Here is a 20237-nt window from a genome sequence, read left to right as displayed (position 1 = left end):
TTTTAGGGAAGGAGAGCCATCATGAAGAAATTTTTGATTACTTCGGTTGCTGCCTTATCGTTTTTGGGGCTTGCAGCTTGCAGCGACAATTCAAACGATGCCAGCAAGGCACCGGCATCACCCTCGCCTGAAGCGCCGGCTGCACCAGCAGCACCTTCAAACAACGATACAACGACGCCGATGACACCAGCACCTGCGCCTTCGACGCCAGGAACGACCGGTTCGCCGCCTGCAAACTAAAGCATGTCTCCCAAAAGTGGGAACCGGTTTTCGGATAAAGACGTGCTTAAAATTGCAGCTAGCGTGATTTTCGAGCACTGATCTGATTGGATCAGATCGGTGCTCTAGTCATTTGTTTTCACGCGCATCTTGTCCGAAAACCGTTTCACACTTTTCGGGATGCGCTTTAATGCCAGAGATTCTTGCTGGTAAAAGAATGGCGGTCCGGTCAGCGGGTCGCCATTTGCCCCGAAAAGAGCAAAGCTGATGGATAATTATGCAGTGGTCGTCAATAAAGACAATATAACTGCGTTTTCCATGTTCAAACGCAGGCTTTCTTCGGTTATGGCTTTTGTTATGAGCCGTCATTTTCTGTTTCTGATTTCCGCTGTCGTTCTTGTTGCCCTTGCCGCTTGCGGTAGAGGAGAGCAAGAGCAGTCTGCTGCTCCAACGCAGCCAGAACAAAACACTGCTGCTCCGGCGCCTGACGCTGACAAGCAGGCTGGGCCTGATCTGATCAAAGCTTTGCAGGATAATGCCGGTGTTATGACAGCTGAAGAGCAGAAAGCTGCCATCGAACGCGCACGCAACAATGCGGAAACTGCTGCGAAGTCTGTTGGCCAGAGCGCTGAACAGGTTCAGGCCGCCGGTGAAGCGGCAGTCGCTGCCGCACAGCGTTCGTTCGAGGCTCGCCAGACTGCGCAATAATTCTCTCTACTGAGCGCATATTCTTCTAAATTATTGTTTTTTCGTCGATTGTAACGGGTTGCTGTTTCCAGTCTTTACGGAATTATATAGAAACGATTCATGTCGATCTGGGTCCGCATCGGTGAGTTTGTCACCTCCGTCACGGCGAACGCTATTTCAAGCGTTATCGAGGCTGTGCGAACGGTGTTTGAAGGCGATGCAGATACGCGCAGGCGTGTTGCATTCTCCATTGCGATGATTGCGCTTTCAGCCAAAATGGCCAAAGCGGACGGGGTGGTGACACAGGATGAGTTCCGCGCATTCCAGAGCATTTTCTCCGTGCCGCCAGAAGAGCATGCCCATGTGGTTCGCTTGTATAATCTCGCTCAGCAGGACGTAGCGGGCTATGAGAGCTACGCACGCCAGCTTGCTGGCCTATGTCGGGAAGGCGATGAGAACTGTCATCTGCTTGAAGATATTCTCGATGGTCTCTTTCATATCGCAACCGCTGACGGTTATGTGCACGATAAGGAAATGGCTTTCTTGTCGAGTGTTGCCGAGATTTTCGGCTTTGATGAGGAAAGTTTTGAACGTATTGCACTGCGGCATGTCAATCGCGGTGAGGGCGACCCATACGCCATTCTCGGGCTGGTGCGCGGCGTTTCTTTCGAGGATGCGCGCAAGCGCTACCGGTCATTGGTGAAAGAACACCATCCGGATCGGCTCGTTGCGGAAGGCCTTCCGCTGGAATTCATAAATATCGCGAATGCACGTCTTGCAGCCATCAATGCGGCTTGGGCAAGTGTCGAAAAACAATTGGAGGCCGCATGAGCAGCGTGGATGCTTCGCAGGAAGAATTGGTAGCGGAACTGTCTTTGAAAACGCCCGATTATCCGACCGCTTTGCTGGATGCATCACCAAATTTTGGTCCGCGTCGCGATGGCAAGACGCCGACCTATCTCATTCTGCATTATACAGGGCTGGCAACGGCTGAAGAGGCTTTGGAGGTGCTCAAGTCGCCCGAGCGCGAAGTTTCCGCTCATTATCTCGTTCACGAAGATGGACGTGTGGTGCAGATGGTGTCTGAAAAGGCACGGGCATGGCATGCAGGCCAGAGCTTCTGGAAGGGCGAGACTGATATCAATTCGGCTTCCATCGGCATTGAGATCGTCAATCCTGGCAATCTGGAAAACTATCCACCATTCGCAGACCGTCAGATAGAATCCGTTATCGATCTGTGTCGCAACATATGCGGGCGCTACGAAATTCGACCGGAAAACGTTCTCGCGCATTCCGATATTGCACCGGAACGCAAGACTGATCCGGGGCATAACTTCCCATGGAAGCAACTGCATGAAGCAGGCATTGGACACTATATCGAACCAACGCCGATCCGTGGTGGACGCTTCCTCGCGCGTGGTGAACAGGGCCAGCCAGTGGAGGCTTTGCAGTCCATGCTTGCCCTTTATGGCTATAAAATCGAGATCAATGGTGTGTTCGATGAGGCCACACAAACCGTGATTAAGGCCTTTCAGCGACATTTTCGGACACAAAATGTGGACGGTGTAGCCGACGTATCTACTATAGATACCCTCTACAGGCTGATTTTTTCGTTGCAAAATGTTACCGCTTGACCGCGCGTGGTTCTGTATGGTCGAGCAGAACCCTACATTCATATTTCCGTAATAGTTTCATCAAATTAGAACAATTGCAGCTTTAGGTGGTGATCCTCTTCCACTGTGACGCGCATCACGAAATGTGACAGCGTTTATTACAACCTGTAAGACTATTTTACTTCCCCGACCAATCTTCGGCTGCATTTCCCCAGCAAATGATCTGCCATTCCCAGCGGTGACGGGCGGGCAAAAATGCTTGTCGAGCGGGATCATAAATAAACGGCATTGCTGCCCCCAAGACCAGCAATGCCCCATAAAAACGATCCAAGACGGTAGGTTATGAAAATAAAATTTGTTGTTGTATGCGCTCTCATTGGCGCCATGAGTTCCTTTGGCCTTAATTCTGCGATGAGTGCTCCTGTTAATGAGCCAACCAATCTCGCGGACCTGCTCAAGGCACGGGCACAGAATAAGACTGCTGAAGCCAACAAGTCAGAAAAGGCATCCCGCGCAGCCGCACGTGCAGAACAGAAACAGACTGCCAAGAAGGTTTCGGTCATCACCAAGCGTGCTGCTCCAACAGCTAAAAGTGCAAAGCGTTCCAAGGTGCGTGGTGAGACTTCAAAGTCTGTGCAGAGCGGCAAGGGCTACTCCCAGATTATCAATCGTTATGCAGCAACCTACGGCGTCTCTTCTTCGCTGGCCCATGCCGTTGTTCGTCACGAAAGCAATTTCCAGCCAAACGTTCGGGGTGCTGCCGGTGAAATTGGCCTGATGCAGATCAAGCTCTCGACGGCTCGCGGTCTGGGCTACACAGGGTCGGCCAAGGGTCTCTATGAACCATCGACCAATATCCAGTTCGGTATGAAGTATCTTGCTCAGGCACAGAAGCTCGGTGGCGGCAGCACCTGCGGCACGATCCTCAAATACAATGCCGGTCATGGCGCAAAGCGCATGAACCCAACCTCTGCAAAATATTGCAGCTCGGTTAAGTCCTATATGGCCGGACTTTAGAGCGCGTTTCGATCTGATTGGATCAGATCGGCGCTCTAAATATTTGTTTTAACGCGCATCTTTGTCCGAAAACCGTTTCACACTTTTCGGGATGCGCTCCAATATTCAGATTCACTTTGTCGGCTGCGTAGTGTTTCAGGTCGATGATGTGAACGAAAAGCCGGTAGCGGTTTCGCTGCCGGCTTTTCTGTTGCGTATAGTTTTTTTCGAAACCCGGTTCCCACTTTGAACGATCATGCTATATACGCGCCGTCAGTCGGTCGGGCAGCCGCGCTTGTCATATGCCGAAAGGCGGCAGGTGAGGAAAGTCCGGGCTCCATGGAAATACGGTGCCGGGTAACGCCCGGCGGGGGTGACCCCAGGGATAGTGCCACAGAAAGCAGACCGCCCCGTCTTCCGTACCGCTTTCAAGAAGCGGCAGGGATGACGGGGTAAGGGTGAAAGGGTGGGGTAAGAGCCCACCGCGCCGGTGGCAACACAGGCGGCACGGTAAACCCCACTGGGAGCAAAACCGAATAGGGACGGCGCATCAGCCCGAAAGAGCTGATAATCAGTTTCCGGATCAGCCGTCCGGGTGGGTTGCAAGAGGCGGGTGGCGACATCCGTCCCAGATGAATGGCTGCCACGTTGGACGCAAGTCCGGCCATACAGAACCCGGCTTACAGACCGACTGACATTTTTTACTCTCCGTAATGGCTAACCGATATTTCCCTTTGATCGCAGGAAACGGATAGTTGTGTTCTCATTGCACATCTATTGCGGAGCCTCCCAACCAAGGAGGTTTCCATGTCGAGCTTAAAAGATAAAGTCGCAATCATCACTGGCGCATCATCGGGAATAGGTCGTGCTACGGCACTGTTGTTTGCTTCAGAAGGTGCTGCAGTTGTGTTGAATGCCCGCAATGAGGCCGGGCTTGAGCAAGTAGCACAGAGTATCGGAGAACTTGGCGGGCAGGCATATTGTGTGGTCGGCGATGTTTCTCAGATGAAGACACATGAAAGGCTGGTTGCCGCTGCTCAAAGCGAATTTGGTCGCCTTGATATTGCTTTCAATAATGCGGGCACTGTGGGTCCAATCGCCCCGTTAATTGAGGCAAGCCTTGTTGACTGGAACAATGTGATTGCAGGCAATCTGACGTCGGCATTTCTTGGCACGAAGTTGCAGATACCATTGATGCTCAAGTCCGGCGGGGGGTCGATCATTTTCACGTCAACCTTTGTCGGCACCAGTGTCGGTATTCCGGGAATGTCGCTCTATGGTGCATCCAAAGCTGGGTTGATGGGCTTGGTCAAAGGCATTACCGCAGACTACGGATCGCTAGGCATTCGGGCCAATGCGCTCCTGCCGGGCGGTGTTGATACGCCAATGGCAGGCGGTGACGCTCAGAAAGAGTGGGCGGCGGGTCTCCATGCAATGAAGCGGATTGCGCAGCCTGAAGAAATTGCCCAAGCGGCACTCTTTCTTGCAGGGCCAATGGGGAGTTTTGTCACTGGTTCAGCGCTTTACGCCGATGGTGGCAATTCAGCGGTCAAATAAAAAACAGCGGCTTTCCGGGTTGGAAAGCCGCTGTGCCGTCTCAAATGGGTACGCCTGTGAAGAAGTCGTAGATGAGTTTCATGTTCAACACGACGATGATGGCGGCGGTAACTGCCGCAAGGATTGTTACCCAGCGCGGTGCCACCAGAGCACCCATCTTTTTCTTTTCTGCCGTAAACATCACAAGCGGGATGATCGCAAAAGGAAGCTGCAGGCTGAGTACGACCTGTGACAGGATCAGAAGTTCCGTCGTTCCTTGCGAGCCATACATGATCGTAACTATGGCCGCTGGCACGATAGCGACGAAGCGGGTGATGGCGCGACGCAACCAGGGCTTCAGTTTGATATCGATAAAGCCTTCCATCACGATCTGACCAGCCATGGTCGCCGTGATGGTCGAGTTAAGCCCGCAGCATAGCAGCGCAATTGCAAACAGTGTTGGGGCTAGAGCGGAACCAAGCAACGGGTTGAGCAAGGCGTGGGCTTTGTCGAGATCTTCGACGGTGGTATTGCCCGTTGCATTGAAGCTCGCTGCGGCGAGGATCAGGATCGAGGCATTGACCAGCAGTGCGAAGGTAAGGGCAATCGTCGAGTCGAGCGTTGCAAAGCGGATTGCTTCGCGTTTTTCTGGCAAAGTATGCCCGTAATCGCGCGTCTGGATGATGCCGGAATGCAGATAGAGGTTATGCGGCATCACGGTCGCACCAATAATGCCCAATGCTATATAAAGCATATCCGGATTGCGGAGAATTTCTGTCGTTGGTGCAAAGCCGCGGATTACTTCGCCCCATTTGGGTTCTGCCATCAAAATCTGGATCAGGAAGCAGAGGGCAATTACGCCTAACAGCGTGATGATGAGCGCTTCGACCCGACGAAAGCCCTTATTCTGGAGATAGAGAACAAGAAGCACGTCTGCGGCGGTAATGATGACGCCGATTTCCAGTGGAATGCCGAAAAGAAGATTAAGGCCGATTGCAGTCCCGATAACCTCAGCAAGATCAGTGGCGCAGATGGCAAGTTCTGCCAAAAACCACAGAGGCCAGGCGAGAAAGCGCGGATAGGCATCGCGGCAGGCCTGAGCGAGATCGCGGCCCGTCGCAACGGCAAGACGGGTGCATAGTGCTTGCAGAAGTACTGCCATGAGATTTGAAATGAGTACGATCGACAGCAACATGTAGCCGAAGCGGGAACCGCCAGCGAGCGATGTTGCCCAGTTGCCGGGGTCCATATAGCCAACGGCGACCAGATAGCCGGGGCCGAAAAAAGCTGTCGCGCGGCGAAGTTTTGAGCCTGATCGGCTGACCCGGATCGATCGGTGGACGTCAGACATGGACGCTTCGCCCCGATCCCGACGCCAGCCTTCAAATGTAACGTCTTGCGGAGCGGGGGACGTGCTTCCCCGAGGAGCCATCTTAAATGCCATGCGTTGAGCTTTCAAAATGCAATTGCGAATTATTTGCAATTAATAACGCCGGCATGGCTTGCCGTCAACGGCAGCAAATGGGGGCTTTTTTCATAAATATGTGATCGTGCTGTTTGGATACTCGACGAATTGATAGCTGCTCGGAAGCGCTGTTTACGGGCTTCGGGTCATGCAAAATCGTGCCAGAAAAACTTTTGTATAAGCCTCGGTTTTCTGAATGGGCGCGGCAAAGGATAACGGTTCATTAAGCTTAATATCCGATAACTGTTTGAACGAATCCGCCAAATAGAAGCTTGTCTACAATTGGCCGGAATCCATACAGAAAACACAGGATAGCGGGACTTGATCCCGGGAAAGGATCGGGATGATGGCTAGCCTCGGCGGAGACCAATCTCAAGCCGAAGGGGCTCAGGTCCGTCACGTTCCGGTGCTTATTTCCGAAGTGATCGATGCCCTGAAGCCCGAATCCGGCAAAATAATCGTCGATGGCACATTCGGTGCAGGCGGTTATACGCGGCGTATTCTGGAAGAGGGTGCAAACGTCATCGCTATCGACCGCGATCCGACCGCAATTGCAGCCGGTCGCGCCATGGAAAAGCAGTTCGAAGGCAAGCTCAATCTGGTCGAAAGCCGGTTCTCGGCACTGGATGAAGCCGTTAAAAAAGTCGAGGGAGAAGGCGCGAAAGTGGATGGCGTTGTGCTCGATATCGGTGTCTCGTCGATGCAGATCGATGAAGCCGAGCGTGGCTTTTCCTTCCAGAAAGACGGGCCTCTCGACATGCGCATGTCACGCATGGGCCCAAGTGCGGCTGATGTGGTGAACCGCCTGAAAATGGGCGATCTTGCACGCATCTTCAATTTTCTGGGTGAAGAACGCAATGCAGGACGCATAGCCCGCATGATCGAAAAGCGCCGCGAAGCACAGCCTTTCACGCGCACACTTGATCTTGCCAATGCGATTGAATCGCTGGTTGGTCGCAATCCGAAAGTGCCAATTCATCCTGCAACGCGCGTGTTTCAGGCGCTGCGTATCTATGTGAATGACGAGTTGGGCGAGTTGGCGCGGGCATTGCTTGCAGCCGAGCGCGTTCTCAAGCCGGGCGGACGTCTGGTTGTTGTAACCTTCCATTCGCTGGAAGATCGCATGGTCAAGCGTTACTTTGCAGACCGCGCTGGTGGCAGTGCCGGTTCGAGGCACTTGCCTGAGACACATGTGCGCCATCCGAGTTTTACACCTGCAGTGAAAGGTGCCGTTGGCCCAACTGCAGAAGAAGAAGAGCGCAATCCACGTGCCCGCTCCGCGAAATTGCGCGCTGGTCTAAGGACTGAGAATCCGCCTCTTGAAGATGATCTTTCGCTTTTCGGGCTGCCTAAATTGCCTGAAACGCATGAACTGGCCCGGAGTTGAACGAGTGCTGCGTACTTTTGAACTCATCATGATAGCGGCGATGCTGGTAGCAGCAACGATCACCTACACCATCAAATATGATGCGGAGAGGCAGATCGCTGTTATTTCCAAGCTCAAGCGCCAGATCGATTCCGAGAAGGATACGATCACGCTTCTGCGCGCGGATTGGGCATTGATGACCCAGCCGGGTCGCTTGCAGAGCCTTGTCGGCGTTTATTCTGATGAGCTGAAACTTGCACCCATTGAAGCGGAGCAGCTTGCGATGGGCGTGCAGGACATTCCAGAACGCCAGCTGGACGACATTCAGAAACTTATTTCAGGCAGCGATGAACTGGTGGCAAGCGGCGTTCTTGGACCCGATGCAACGACCACCGGCAGTATCAAGAAGAATGGAGCGAGGCACTGATCATGCGGCTGAAGCTCGGATTTTCCAAAAAGAACAAGCAGAACGGCAATGACGGTTTTGAGCCGGCTGGCGATGAAAAGCTGGCTGGCAATATGGCGTTTGTTGGTTCCCGCAAGAAGCATGGCAATCGTGCGCGCAATCGTTTGTGGATGGCAATTGCATGTTTTGTCGGCATTTATGGCGTGATTGGCGGCAAGCTCGTCTATTTCGGTGTGATTGGTGGTGAGGACGACGATTCCAACGGTCCTGCCATGCATCAGCTCGCATCGCGTCCTGATATTCTGGATCGCAACGGCGAAATTCTTGCGACCGATATCAAGACCTCTTCGCTCTTTGCCGAGCCACGGAAGATCGTCGATCCGGATGAAACCATTGAACTGCTTTCAACGGTTATTCCTGATCTCGACTGGGAAGCGACCTATCGCCGTCTCAAGAGTGGTGCTGGCTTCGTCTGGATCAAGCGCGGTCTGACGCCACGCCAGCAGAGCCAAGTCATGGCGCTCGGTGTTCCGGGCATCGGTTTCCGTACTGAAAAGCGTCGTTTTTATCCCGGCGGCCCAACGGCCTCTCATGTTCTTGGTCTCGTGAATGTCGACAATCAGGGCATTGCCGGCATGGAGAAGTATATCGATAGTCAGGGTCTGAGTGATTTGCGTGCCGTCGGCATGGCGACCGGGCAATCGCTTGAGCCAGTCCGTCTTTCGATCGATATTCGCGTTCAGCACATCATGCGTGACGTGTTGGTCAAGGCAGTCGAACGCTATCGTGCAATCGCTGCGGGTGCAGTGGTATTGAATGTGAAGACTGGCGAAGTTATCGCCATGGCTTCTGTTCCGGATTTTGATCCGAACAATCCTGTGCATGCGCTCGACAAGGACCGTCTGAACCGTATGTCTGCGGGCACCTATGAAATGGGCTCGACGATCAAGAGCTTCACCACTGCAATGGCGCTCGATTCCGGCAAGTTTACGCTTAATTCCAGGATTGATGCATCGCGGCCGCTGGTGATTGGTCGTCAGACCATCCGCGACTTCCATGGTAAAGGCCGTGTGCTGACGTTGCCGGAAGTATTCATCTTCTCGTCCAACATTGGTTCGGGTCATGAGGCGAATGTGGTTGGTATCGAAGGCCATCGCGCATTCCTCAAGAAGATTGGCCTGCTTGATCGCATGCAGACGGAATTGCCGGAAGTTGCCCGTCCTGTCGAACCACGCGTCTGGAAGAAAGTTCATTCCATGACCATTTCGTTTGGTCACGGCATGATGACAACCCCGCTGCAAACGGCAGTGGGTGCTGCAGCTTTGATGAATGGCGGCAAGCTGATCGAACCGACCTTCCTGACCCGCACTCAGGCTCAGGCCGATCAGGTGGCGCAGCAGGTTATCCATCCGCAGGTTTCTGCCGATATGCGTTATCTCTATCGCCTGAACTCGACCGCTCAGGGTGGTTCGGGTAAGCGCGCTACAGTTCAGGGCTATCGCGTTGGTGGCAAAACCGGTACGGCGGAAAAGGTTGTTCATGGCCGCTATTCGAAAGATGTGCGCTTCAACGCCTTCCTGGCATCCTTCCCGATGGATGATCCAACTTATGTCGTCTTGACGATCATCGATGAGCCAAAGCCGGAAGAAGGCAAGTACAGCGCAACCGCTGGTCTTAATGCCGCCCCGATGGTTGCAGACATTATTAGGCGCTCAGCCACTTTTTTGGGGGTAAAGCCCGATTTTAAACAGGAATTTGCGCCAGCAGAGGCAGAGATCGCTTCCGCTGATTCGATAAACGACTGACACGTGCGGCTTCGCTATTGGAAGCGGAAACTGCACCACTGAACCTGGATTTGGTAAGACCATGAAGCTGAAGGAAATTACACTCTTTAAAGAACTGGCCTCCGGCGCTGCGGGCGAAGTGGACATTACCGGTGTCACGTCAGACTCGCGTAAAGTCGAGCGCGGCTTCCTTTTTGCGGCCCTCAAGGGTGTAAAGGCTGATGGCTCCGCCTATGCCGCCGATGCAGTCAAGCGTGGCGCAGTAGCGATTATTGCTGACAAGAATACGGTTCTGGAAAATCCAGGCGTACCGGTGCTGTATATTGATGATCCGCGCCATGCTCTGGCGGTTGTTGCTGCCCAATTCTATGGCAAACAGCCGGAAGTCATGGTTGCCGTAACTGGTACGAGCGGCAAGACGTCGGTCGCTTCCTTCACCCGCCAGATCTGGGCTTATGCGGGCTTTCCAGCGGCTAATATTGGAACCACGGGCGTTTTTTCGCCAACGCGCAGCGATTATAATTCGCTGACAACGCCCGATCCAGTTGAGCTGCATCGTCTCCTCGCAGAGCTTACTGATGAAGGCGTGACCCATGCTGCGATGGAAGCCTCGTCGCATGGTCTCGACCAGCGCCGCCTGGATGGCGTGAAGCTTGCTGCCGGTGCTTTCACCAATCTCGGTCGTGATCACATGGACTATCATGCGACGATCGAAGAATATCTGAACGCCAAGATGCGCTTGTTCGATACCCTGCTTCCTAAAGGTTCGCCCGCAATCATCTTTGCGGATGACCAGTTCTCGCCACAGGCGATTGAAGCGGTAAAAGCTGCAGGCTGTGACGTCAAGACTGTCGGTCGCAAGGGTGATTTCATCACAATCAAGCGTGTTGAACATGAACGTTTCCGCCAGCACATTGAAGTGCGCATTGCTGACGAAATCTTTGAAATTGAGTTGCCGCTGGCTGGTGATTTTCAAGTGGCTAATGCGCTTGTGTCCGCTGGTCTTGCCATGGTTACGGGCGTTCCGGCTGCCGCTGCCATGCGCGCGCTTGAACGTCTCAAGGGGGCGCCGGGTCGTCTCGATCTGGTAGGAGCCACGGAAGAAGGCGCTCCTGCTTACGTTGACTATGCGCATAAGCCGGAAGCACTTGAAAATGTCCTGACGTCCGTCCGTCCGTTTACGACGGGCCGTGTGATCGTGGTGTTTGGCTGCGGCGGTGATCGTGACAAGGGTAAACGCCCGATCATGGGCGAAATTGCTGCGCGTCTGGCCGATGTTGCCATCGTAACTGACGACAATCCACGTTCGGAAGTGCCTGCGCAGATCCGTTCGGAAATCATGGCAGCAGCCCCCGGCGCCACCGAAATCGGCGACCGTCGCGAGGCAATTTTCACGGCAGTTTCCATGATGATGCCGGGCGACACACTGGTGGTAGCGGGCAAGGGACACGAAGAAGGCCAGATCGTCGGTGACATCACGCTGCCGTTCTCGGATCATACGGAAGTGGCAGCTGCACTGGCAGCGCGCTTTGAGGAGCATAAGGGATGAGTGACTGGCTTTGGACATCTGCCGATATGGTGGAGGCCATGGAAGGCCGGCCTTTCGGTACGTTGCCTGTGGGTATTACCGGGATTTCCATCGATAGCCGCACGCTGAAGGACGGCGAAGCCTTTTTCGCGATCAAGGGCGATCTGTTTGATGGGCATGATTTTGCAACCGCTGCTATGGCCGCGGGCGCAGGTCTTCTGGTCGTTAATGAATCACGCCTTCCAGCGCTCGGTAATCTCAAAGTTCCGATGATCGTGGTCGAGGATGTGCTTGAAGCCCTGACCAAGCTCGGTATTGCTTCGCGCGAACGCTCCAGAGCCCAGATCATTGCTGTCACGGGCTCTGTCGGCAAAACCACAACAAAAGAAGCGCTGCGTCACGTTCTTGCCGATTCAGGCAAGGTCCATGCGTCGGTTGCTTCGTTCAACAATCATTGGGGCGTGCCGCTGACGCTTGCCCGTATGCCTGCGGATACCGATTACGGCGTATTCGAAATCGGCATGAACCATCACGGCGAAATCCGCCCACTGGTTAAGATGGTGCGTCCGCATGTGGCGCTGATCACGTTGATCGCGCCTGCACATCTTGGTCATTTTGCTAATCTCGAAGAAATTGCGGTCGCGAAAGCTGAGATTTTTGAGGGTGTTGTGCCGGGTGGTTATGCGCTTCTCAATCGCGACGATAAGCGTTTCAAGCAGCTTGAAGAGCTGGCCGAGAAGGCCGGTGTCGAACACGTCGTCACCTTTGGCGAAAATGCCCGTTCCGACTATCGCCTGCGCGACGTAAAGATGCATCCGACCTGCTCATGCATGACGGTGAAGATTGGCAGCGAAGAGGCGGTCGTAAAAGTTGGTATGCCTGGACGCCATATCGTGCAGAACATGCTTGCAGTTCTCGGAGCCGCACATCTTGTTGGTGCGGACATGGCAAAAGTTGCTATTGCTATGGCAACGCTGACCGCTGAAGGCGGACGCGGCGCACGTCATGTGCTGGAGCATCCGGATGGCGGCTCCTTCACGCTGATCGACGAAAGCTACAACGCAAACCCGACGTCGATGCGTGCATCGCTATCATTGCTTCATGCAACTCCGCCCGAAGGGCAACGTGGTCGCCGCATCGCCATTCTGGGCGACATGCTGGAGCTTGGGCGCCAGTCTGGAAAACTTCATGCCGATCTTGCGCGGCCCATCGTCGATGCCGAAGTGAACGTACTTTATATCGGTGGACGTGAAATGTCGGTGCTCAAAAATGCCTTGCCGGTTGAAATTCACGTCGAATACAGGCAGAGCACCGATGAATTGTTGCCGCTGGTGATGAAGGCTGTGCGCCCCGGCGATGTTGTTATGGTGAAGTCATCCAAGGGGATTGGCTTCTCCAAGATCGTCAAGGCGCTTACCAACCAGTTTCCACCAGTGGTGCCTGCCGAGTAGCAGTTTTTGAGGGATTTTTCTCAGCATGTTGATGCTTCTTTCAATCTTCGCCGAGCATGTGACACCGTTTAACGTGTTCCGCTACATCACGTTCCGCACCGGTGGAGCGATGATCACCTCGGCGTTGATCGTGTTTCTGTTTGGTCCTGCGATCATCAATGCGCTGCGCGTGCGTCAGGGAAAAGGTCAGCCGATCCGCGCTGACGGTCCTCAGACACACTTCAAAAAAGCTGGTACGCCTACCATGGGCGGCCTGATGATCATGACCGGTATTCTGGTCTCCTGCTTCTTCTGGGCCAATCTTTCCAGCGTCTATGTCTGGGTTGTGCTGATGGTCACGATTGGTTTTGGTGCCATCGGCTTTTACGACGATTATCTCAAAGTCACGAAGCAGTCGGACAAAGGCTTTTCTGGCAAATCGCGTCTGGCTATCGAGTTTCTGATTGCGGCGGTTGCAGCCTTCATCATTATGCGTGCCGGTCAGGAGCCGTTTTCCTCGTCACTGACGTTCCCGTTCGTGAAGCAGTTTGTTCTGAACCTTGGCTGGTTCTTCATTCCACTTGCGGCCTTCGTCATGGTTGGCGCTGGTAATGCGGTGAACCTCACCGATGGTCTTGATGGTCTCGCGATCGTGCCTGTAATGGTTGCGGCCGCTTCCTTCGGTTTCATCGCTTATCTCTCGGGTAACGCGATCTTTGCGGATTATCTGCAAATTCACTTTGTTCCGGGTACGGGTGAACTGGCGGTCGTACTGGGCGCCGTGATAGGCGCGGGACTTGGTTTCCTCTGGTTCAATGCGCCGCCTGCCGCAATCTTCATGGGCGATACGGGTTCGCTGGCACTCGGCGGGATGCTTGGGACGGTTGCTGTTGCCACCAAGCACGAAATCGTTTTGGCCATCATTGGCGGTTTGTTTGTGGTTGAAGCGCTCTCGGTCATTATTCAGGTTGGCTCGTTCAAGCTCACCGGCAAGCGTGTGTTCCTGATGGCACCAATTCACCATCATTTTGAAAAGAAGGGCTGGACGGAAAGTCAGGTCGTGATCCGTTTCTGGATCGTGGCAATTATCCTCGCCATGATCGGCCTTTCCACATTGAAGCTGAGATAAGGCAGACGAATGATCCCGATCACCGCCCTCAAAGATAAGACCGTAGCCCTCTTTGGATTGGGCGGGTCGGGTATCGCGACAGCCAAGGCCATCGTGGCCGGCGGCGCGAAGATCATTGCCTGGGATGATAATCCCGACAGTGTGGCCCGCGCTCAGAGCGCAGGCATTGCAACAGGTGATTTGAGGCAGGCGGACTGGTCACAGTTCGCCGCCTTTGTGCTTTCGCCTGGTGTTCCGCTGACCCATCCAAAGCCGCATTGGTCGGTCGATCTGGCCCATGCTGCCAGCGTTGAAATTATCGGCGATGTCGAGCTGTTCGTACGGGAACGCAATCACATTGCACCGGATTGCCCGTTTATTGCCATTACCGGCACCAACGGCAAGTCCACCACGACTGCGCTCATTGCGCACATTATCAAGGCCTCGGGCCGCGACATGCAGCTTGGAGGCAATATTGGCACCGCGATCCTGACACTCGAAGCACCTGCGCCGAACCGTTTCTATGTGGTTGAGTGCTCGTCCTATCAGATTGATCTGGCGCCTTCGCTCAATCCGACCGCTGGCATTCTGCTTAATCTGACGCCGGATCATCTTGACCGCCATGGCTCGATGGAAAACTATGCTGCCATTAAAGAGCGGCTGGTTGCGAAAAGCGGGGTGGCAATCGTTGGTGTGGACGATGAATATTGCGGGAGCATTGCGGATCGTCTTGAAAGCAAGGGCGTAAAAGTCGCACGTATTTCCAAGGATAAGCGCCTTGAGAACGGCGCATTCGCTGAAGGTGCAAAGCTATATTCTGCAAAAGATGGTAAGATTGAAGAGCTTGCCTCCCTTGAAGGCATTGGTTCGCTGCGCGGCGCGCATAATGCGCAGAACGCGTTGGCTGCAATTGCCGCCTGTTTGTCGGTTGGTCTTTCAATCGAAGAAATTCGTGCAGGCCTCAAAAGCTTTCCGGGTCTTGCGCATCGTATGGAACAGGTGGGGCGCCGCGGCAAAGTTTTGTTCGTTAATGATTCCAAGGCGACCAACGCCGAAGCTACCGCCCCCGCATTGTCGTCCTTCGCAAATCACATTTACTGGATTGCCGGTGGCGTGCCCAAGGCTGGCGGTATCAGTGCTTTGTCGGAGTTTTTTCCGCGTATTACCAAAGCCTATCTGATCGGTGAAGCTGCGGCGCAATTTGCTGCGACGCTGGGCGATGCTGTAACATTCGAGATTTCCGACACACTGGCTGTTGCAGTCGAACATGCAGCGCGCGACGCAGGCAATGATGCGGCAAGCGAACCTGTGGTGCTGCTATCGCCTGCTTGCGCGAGCTTCGACCAGTTCCAGAATTTTGAGAAACGCGGCGATGCATTCCGCAACGCCGTGCTTGCGCTCCCGGGTATTGAGCCAATGAGAGGGGAAAGCTGATGGTAAGTCGCGTTGACCGTGGTGCTGTCGCCAATTGGTGGTGGACAATCGACCGTTACTTTCTGGCTGCATGTCTGGCCCTGATGGGGCTTGGTGTGCTGTTGTCCTTTGCAGCGAGCCCAGCGGTTGCGCAGCGCATTGGCCTCGATAGCTTCCACTTTGTCGAACGTCAGACCTTCTTCATGATCCCGGCTGTGATCGTGATGATCGGCGTGTCATTCTTGACACCACGCCAGATCAGGCGATTTGCGCTGGTCCTGTTGGGCGTTTCGCTGTTTTTGATGGTCGCAGCACTTTTCGTCGGTATCGAAATCAAGGGTGCGCGCCGCTGGGTCAGCCTTGCAGGCGTTTCCATTCAGCCATCCGAGTTTATGAAGCCAGCCTTCGTGGTGATTTGCGCCTGGCTTTTCTCTGAGCGGGAACGTGGCGGCGAGATGCCGGGCTATTTTCTGGCGATGATGTTGTTCTGCGTGACTGCTGGATTGCTGATGCTGCAGCCTGACTTTGGTCAGACGATGCTCACCACCGGCACATGGGGCGCGATGTTCTTCCTCGCCGGTCTGCCGATGTTCTGGATTCTGGTCCTTGGCGGGATTGCGGTTGTCGGTGCCTTTGGTGCCTACATGACGCTCGATCACGTTGCGGGCCGTGTTAACCGCTTCATGACCGGTGAAGGTGATACATTCCAGGTGGACGCAGGTCGTGAAGCCATTCTGCGCGGTGGCTGGTTTGGACAAGGTCCGGGCGAAGGCACCGTCAAACGTATCATCCCGGATAGCCATACCGACTTTATCTTCTCGGTTGCCGCAGAAGAATACGGGATCATCCTGTGCATGATCATCATGGCACTGTTTGCCTTTATCGTGATCCGCGGGCTTTCCATTGCGCTTCGTGAGCGAGATGCGTTCACGCGGTTGGCTGTTTCTGGCATTGTGATCCTGTTCGGCTTTCAGTCGATCATCAACATGGCCGTTAATCTGCATCTGATGCCCGCCAAGGGCATGACCCTGCCGTTTATCTCCTATGGGGGGTCTTCGCTCGTTGCGATCGCGATCACCATGGGCATCCTGCTGGCACTGACGCGCCGTCGTCCGGAAGCGCGCATGACGCATACGGTCAGCATGGGCGCTGATGTGAACAGGCGCATTCTGGCTTTGTGAGGGCAATATGGGAAAAGGCGTAATTGTACTGGCCGCCGGGGGCACGGGCGGCCATCTCTTCCCAGCGGAAGCGCTGGCACATGAATTGAAGACGCGCGGTTGGGACGTGCATCTGGCAACAGACGCACGCGCACAGCGTTTTGCCGGTGCATTTTCCGAAGATCATGTGCATGTGATCCGTTCGGCCACGATTTCAGGCCGTAATCCGATTGCACTCATCAGGACCTTCTGGTCGCTGTGGCAGGGTAACCTCGATAGCCGCAGGCTGTTCCGCCGCTTGAAGCCGAAGCTCGTTGTTGGTTTTGGTGGCTATCCAACGCTGCCGCCGCTTTATGCTGCAAGCAATATGGGTATCCCGACGATGGTGCATGAGCAGAACGCTGTCATGGGCCGCGCCAATAAGGGGCTGGCCGGGCGCGTGAAGGCGATTGCCGGTGGTTTCTTGCCTGAGACAAGCGGTGCCTATGCGGATAAGATTATTGCGACTGGTAATCCGGTTCGCCCACCTGTGCTTGCAGCCGCTCAAACGTCTTACAAGCCTGCAAAGGACGGTCAGCGTTTTCGTCTTCTGGTGTTCGGCGGAAGTCAGGGCGCACAGTTTTTCTCGACCGCCATTCCAGAAGCGATTGGGCTTTTGCCTGACAGTGAACGTGCACGGCTGCTGATCACACAGCAGGCGCGTAAAGAGGACGAAGCGGCTGTTCGGACTGCTTATCAGAATCTGCGCGTTCCGGCTGATGTAGCACCGTTCTTCAACGACATGCCTGCGCGCATTGCAGACGCGCATTTTGTGATCTCCCGTTCGGGTGCTTCGACTGTTTCGGAAATCGCAGCAATTGGTCGTCCGGCGATGCTCGTGCCATTCCCGCACGCACTTGATCATGATCAGGCAGCGAATGCAGCAGCCCTCGCTGCGGCAGGTGGTGGCCAGGTTGTTCGCCAGTCCGAGCTTACTCCACAGCGGCTGGCTGAGATCATAAGTTCGGCCATGAATGAGCCTGAAAGGCTTGAGCAACAGGCAAAAGCTGCAAAAAGCGTCGGTAAGCCGGATGCCGCACAGTTGCTTGCTGATCTCGCAGAGGCTATTGCAGCGGGTAAATCAGTTCAGGAATTGAAAGAAGGAACTCGGCCATGAAAATGCCGCTCAATATCGGGCTTGTCCATTTTATCGGGATCGGCGGCATTGGCATGAGCGGCATTGCGGAAGTGCTGCACAATCTTGGCTATAAGGTTCAGGGCTCGGATCAGTCGGACAGCGCCAATGTGCAGCGTCTGCGTGAGAAGGGTATTGAGGTCTTTGTCGGCCATAAGGCCGAGAACCTTGGTGATGCGGAAGTGATTGTTGTCTCGACCGCGATCAAGAAAACCAATCCGGAACTTGCAGCAGCACGTGAAAAGCTTCTGCCGATCGTTCGCCGCGCTGAAATGCTGGCTGAGCTGATGCGCTTTCGTCGCGCTGTTGCCATCGGCGGAACGCACGGCAAAACCACGACCACATCTATGGTCGCAGCCTTGCTCGATGCCGGTCATCTCGATCCGACTGTTATCAATGGTGGTATCATCAATGCCTATGGCACCAATGCCCGTATGGGCGATGGTGACTGGATGGTTGTTGAAGCGGATGAAAGCGACGGCACTTTCCTGAAATTGCCAGCCGATATTGCGGTTGTTACCAATATCGATCCGGAGCATCTGGATCACTACGGCAATTTCGACAATGTGCGTGCAGCCTTTGCGCAGTTTGTCGAGAACGTGCCGTTCTATGGCTTCGGTGTGATGTGTCTTGATCATCCTGAAGTGCAGGCTCTGGTAAGCCGCATCGAAGATCGCCGCATCATCACCTATGGTCAGAATCCGCAGGCGGATGTCCGCTTCGTCAATCATCGTATGGATGGTGCAACGAGCCTGTTTGACGTGCTGATCCGCTCGCGCAAGGGCGAAACTGTTGAGATCAAGGATCTCCGCTTGCCGATGCCGGGTATGCACAATGTTTCAAACGCAACGGCAGCAATTGCGGTCGCAAATGAACTTGGCATTTCAGCCGACGATATCCGTCGTGGTTTGGGTGCGTTCGGTGGGGTCAAGCGTCGCTTCACTCATACCGGCTCCTGGAATGGTGTCGAAATTTTCGATGACTACGGCCATCACCCGGTCGAAATCCGTGCTGTTCTGAAAGCAGCACGCGAAGCAACCAAAGGTCGAGTGATTGGCATTGTTCAGCCGCATCGCTATACGCGTCTGCACAGCCTGTTTGATGAATTTGCAGCGTGCTTTAACGACGCCGATACCGTTATCGTGATGCCGGTTTATACCGCTGGCGAGGACCCGATTGAGGGCGTGAATTCGGAAACGCTGGTTTCACGTATCAAGACGGCTGGTCATCGCGATGCACGTTATGCAAACGGACCTGAAGCCTTGGCGCCGCTCGTCGCATCTGTGGCTGAGCCGGGCGATTTCGTAGTTTTCCTCGGTGCAGGCAACATTACGCAATGGGCTTATGCGCTTCCCAAAGAACTGGCTGAACAGGGTAAGAAGTAATGGAAAGCGGCGAGACGCTTCTCAAGAAGCTCGACGGCAAGCTGTCGGGCCTGCGTGGCAAGCTTATGCCAGATACTGGCATGGACAAGATCACATGGTTTCGTGCTGGCGGTCCTGCACAGGTTCTGTTCCAGCCCGCTGACGAAGAAGACCTGTCCGAGTTTCTGAAAGCTGTGCCAGAAGAGATTCCGCTTCTGGTTGTAGGTATCGGGTCCAATCTATTGGTACGCGACGGCGGTATTCCGGGCTTTGTGGTGCGTCTGTCGGCCAAGGGCTTTGGCGAGGTTCAGCAGGTTTCTGACACGCAGCTCAGGGCAGGGACGGCAACACCAGACAAACGTGTGGCTGCTGCTGCCCTTGAAGCGGGTCTTGGTGGCTTTCATTTCTATCATGGCATCCCCGGTGGCATTGGCGGCGCTTTGCGCATGAATGCGGGCGCTAATGGCGTCGAAACGCGTGAGCGTGTCGTGGAAGTCCGCGCGCTCGACCGAAAGGGTGAACTGCATATCCTTTCCAATGCCGATATGGGGTATGCTTATAGGCATTCTTCGGCTTCACCAGATTTGATTTTCACCTCAGCGCTGTTTGAAGGTGTTCCGGGCGACCGGGAAGAAATCAAAAAGGCAATGGACGAGGTGCAGAATCACCGCGAGACCGTACAGCCGGTGCGGGAAAAAACAGGCGGTTCAACCTTTAAGAACCCTGAAGGCACATCCGCTTGGAAGGAAATCGACAAGGCAGGCTGCCGTGGTCTGCGTGTCGGTGGCGCGCAGATGTCTGAGATGCACTGCAATTTCATGATCAATACCGGTAACGCGACCGGATATGACCTTGAAACGCTCGGCGAGACAGTTCGCGCTAAAGTTTATGAGAATTCAGGTGTTCGCCTTCATTGGGAGATCAAGCGGCTTGGCTTGTTCCGCGAAGGGGAAGAAGTGAAAGAATTCTTACAAAAAGTCTAATTTTA

The 20237-nt window shown here is 54.4% G+C and carries 18 protein-coding genes and 1 other RNA gene; 18 read left to right on the top strand and 1 reads right to left on the bottom strand.

The features are described from left to right. Positions 1-21 precede the first annotated feature (21 nt). The 7 genes from CEV33_RS08085 (at position 22) to CEV33_RS08055 (ending at position 5072) form a co-directional block, all read left to right on the top strand. Positions 22-240 carry a hypothetical protein gene (locus tag CEV33_RS08085; RefSeq protein WP_094539951.1) on the top strand — a complete coding sequence of 73 codons (219 nt, stop codon included), beginning with the start codon at positions 22-24 and terminating at the stop codon, positions 238-240. Between the two features lie 246 nt (positions 241-486). Next, positions 487-927 (top strand): hypothetical protein, encoded by a 441-nt coding sequence (locus CEV33_RS08080; protein WP_235818382.1) that lies wholly within the window; start codon positions 487-489, stop codon positions 925-927. A gap of 99 nt (positions 928-1026) precedes the next feature. Beyond that, entirely contained in the window at positions 1027-1737 is a 711-nt protein-coding gene (locus tag CEV33_RS08075; protein WP_094539949.1) for a J domain-containing protein, read from the top strand. Then, the gene (locus CEV33_RS08070) at positions 1734-2540 is read left to right on the top strand and encodes an N-acetylmuramoyl-L-alanine amidase (RefSeq protein ID WP_094539947.1); all 807 of its coding nucleotides are present in this window, start codon (positions 1734-1736) and stop codon (positions 2538-2540) included. Before CEV33_RS08075 ends, CEV33_RS08070 begins: the two co-directional genes overlap by 4 nt. 321 nt (positions 2541-2861) lie before the next feature. Beyond that, the gene (locus CEV33_RS08065; RefSeq protein WP_094539945.1) at positions 2862-3536 is read left to right on the top strand and encodes a lytic transglycosylase domain-containing protein; all 675 of its coding nucleotides are present in this window, start codon (positions 2862-2864) and stop codon (positions 3534-3536) included. Positions 3537-3788: 252 nt separating this feature from the next. Then, positions 3789-4214: RNase P RNA component class A (gene rnpB, locus CEV33_RS08060), an RNA gene on the top strand. 108 nt (positions 4215-4322) lie between these two features. Beyond that, the gene (locus CEV33_RS08055) at positions 4323-5072 is read left to right on the top strand and encodes an SDR family oxidoreductase (RefSeq protein WP_094539943.1); all 750 of its coding nucleotides are present in this window, start codon (positions 4323-4325) and stop codon (positions 5070-5072) included. 40 nt (positions 5073-5112) lie between these two features. Here the strand turns inward: CEV33_RS08055 and CEV33_RS08050 are convergent, their stop codons facing one another. After that, a complete protein-coding gene (locus CEV33_RS08050; RefSeq protein ID WP_235818381.1) occupies positions 5113-6402 on the bottom strand; it encodes an Nramp family divalent metal transporter in 1290 nt (429 codons plus the stop codon). A gap of 457 nt (positions 6403-6859) precedes the next feature. Between CEV33_RS08050 and rsmH the strand changes: the two genes are divergently transcribed. The 11 genes from rsmH (at position 6860) to murB (ending at position 20232) form a co-directional block, all read left to right on the top strand. Beyond that, positions 6860-7903, top strand: a complete 1044-nt coding sequence (rsmH, locus tag CEV33_RS08045) for a 16S rRNA (cytosine(1402)-N(4))-methyltransferase RsmH (RefSeq protein ID WP_208620169.1) — start codon at positions 6860-6862, stop codon at positions 7901-7903. Positions 7904-7907: 4 nt separating this feature from the next. Continuing rightward, on the top strand, positions 7908-8309 hold the full coding sequence (gene ftsL / locus CEV33_RS08040; RefSeq protein WP_024899583.1) for a cell division protein FtsL: 402 nt from the start codon (positions 7908-7910) through the stop codon (positions 8307-8309). A gap of 2 nt (positions 8310-8311) precedes the next feature. Further along, positions 8312-10093 carry a peptidoglycan D,D-transpeptidase FtsI family protein gene (locus CEV33_RS08035; protein WP_094539942.1) on the top strand — a complete coding sequence of 594 codons (1782 nt, stop codon included), beginning with the start codon at positions 8312-8314 and terminating at the stop codon, positions 10091-10093. 61 nt (positions 10094-10154) lie between these two features. After that, positions 10155-11621 carry a UDP-N-acetylmuramoyl-L-alanyl-D-glutamate--2,6-diaminopimelate ligase gene (locus tag CEV33_RS08030; protein WP_094539941.1) on the top strand — a complete coding sequence of 489 codons (1467 nt, stop codon included), beginning with the start codon at positions 10155-10157 and terminating at the stop codon, positions 11619-11621. Then, on the top strand, positions 11618-13051 hold the full coding sequence (locus CEV33_RS08025) for a UDP-N-acetylmuramoylalanyl-D-glutamyl-2,6-diaminopimelate--D-alanyl-D-alanine ligase (protein ID WP_094539939.1): 1434 nt from the start codon (positions 11618-11620) through the stop codon (positions 13049-13051). Before CEV33_RS08030 ends, CEV33_RS08025 begins: the two co-directional genes overlap by 4 nt. A gap of 25 nt (positions 13052-13076) precedes the next feature. Beyond that, entirely contained in the window at positions 13077-14159 is a 1083-nt protein-coding gene (gene mraY, locus CEV33_RS08020) for a phospho-N-acetylmuramoyl-pentapeptide-transferase (RefSeq protein ID WP_094539937.1), read from the top strand. A 9-nt stretch (positions 14160-14168) separates the two neighbouring features. Next, complete coding sequence (gene murD / locus CEV33_RS08015; RefSeq protein WP_094539936.1) at positions 14169-15572, top strand: UDP-N-acetylmuramoyl-L-alanine--D-glutamate ligase; 1404 nt, start codon at positions 14169-14171, stop codon at positions 15570-15572. Then, complete coding sequence (ftsW, locus tag CEV33_RS08010) at positions 15572-16732, top strand: putative lipid II flippase FtsW (protein ID WP_094539934.1); 1161 nt, start codon at positions 15572-15574, stop codon at positions 16730-16732. Before murD ends, ftsW begins: the two co-directional genes overlap by 1 nt. Positions 16733-16739: 7 nt before the next feature. Beyond that, positions 16740-17867, top strand: a complete 1128-nt coding sequence (gene murG, locus CEV33_RS08005; protein ID WP_094539933.1) for an undecaprenyldiphospho-muramoylpentapeptide beta-N-acetylglucosaminyltransferase — start codon at positions 16740-16742, stop codon at positions 17865-17867. Next, positions 17864-19270: a UDP-N-acetylmuramate--L-alanine ligase gene (gene murC / locus CEV33_RS08000; RefSeq protein WP_094539931.1), complete on the top strand. Its 1407-nt coding sequence runs from the start codon at positions 17864-17866 to the stop codon at positions 19268-19270. Before murG ends, murC begins: the two co-directional genes overlap by 4 nt. Next, a complete protein-coding gene (gene murB, locus CEV33_RS07995) occupies positions 19270-20232 on the top strand; it encodes a UDP-N-acetylmuramate dehydrogenase (RefSeq protein WP_094539930.1) in 963 nt (320 codons plus the stop codon). The genes murC and murB overlap by 1 nt, the downstream gene beginning before the upstream one ends. Positions 20233-20237 lie beyond the last annotated feature (5 nt).

It is taken from the genome of Brucella grignonensis, from assembly GCF_002252505.1.
Lineage (GTDB): Bacteria > Pseudomonadota > Alphaproteobacteria > Rhizobiales > Rhizobiaceae > Brucella > Brucella grignonensis.
The sequence above is the reverse complement of the archived record's forward strand: the minus strand, read 5'-3'. Positions and strand labels throughout refer to the sequence as shown.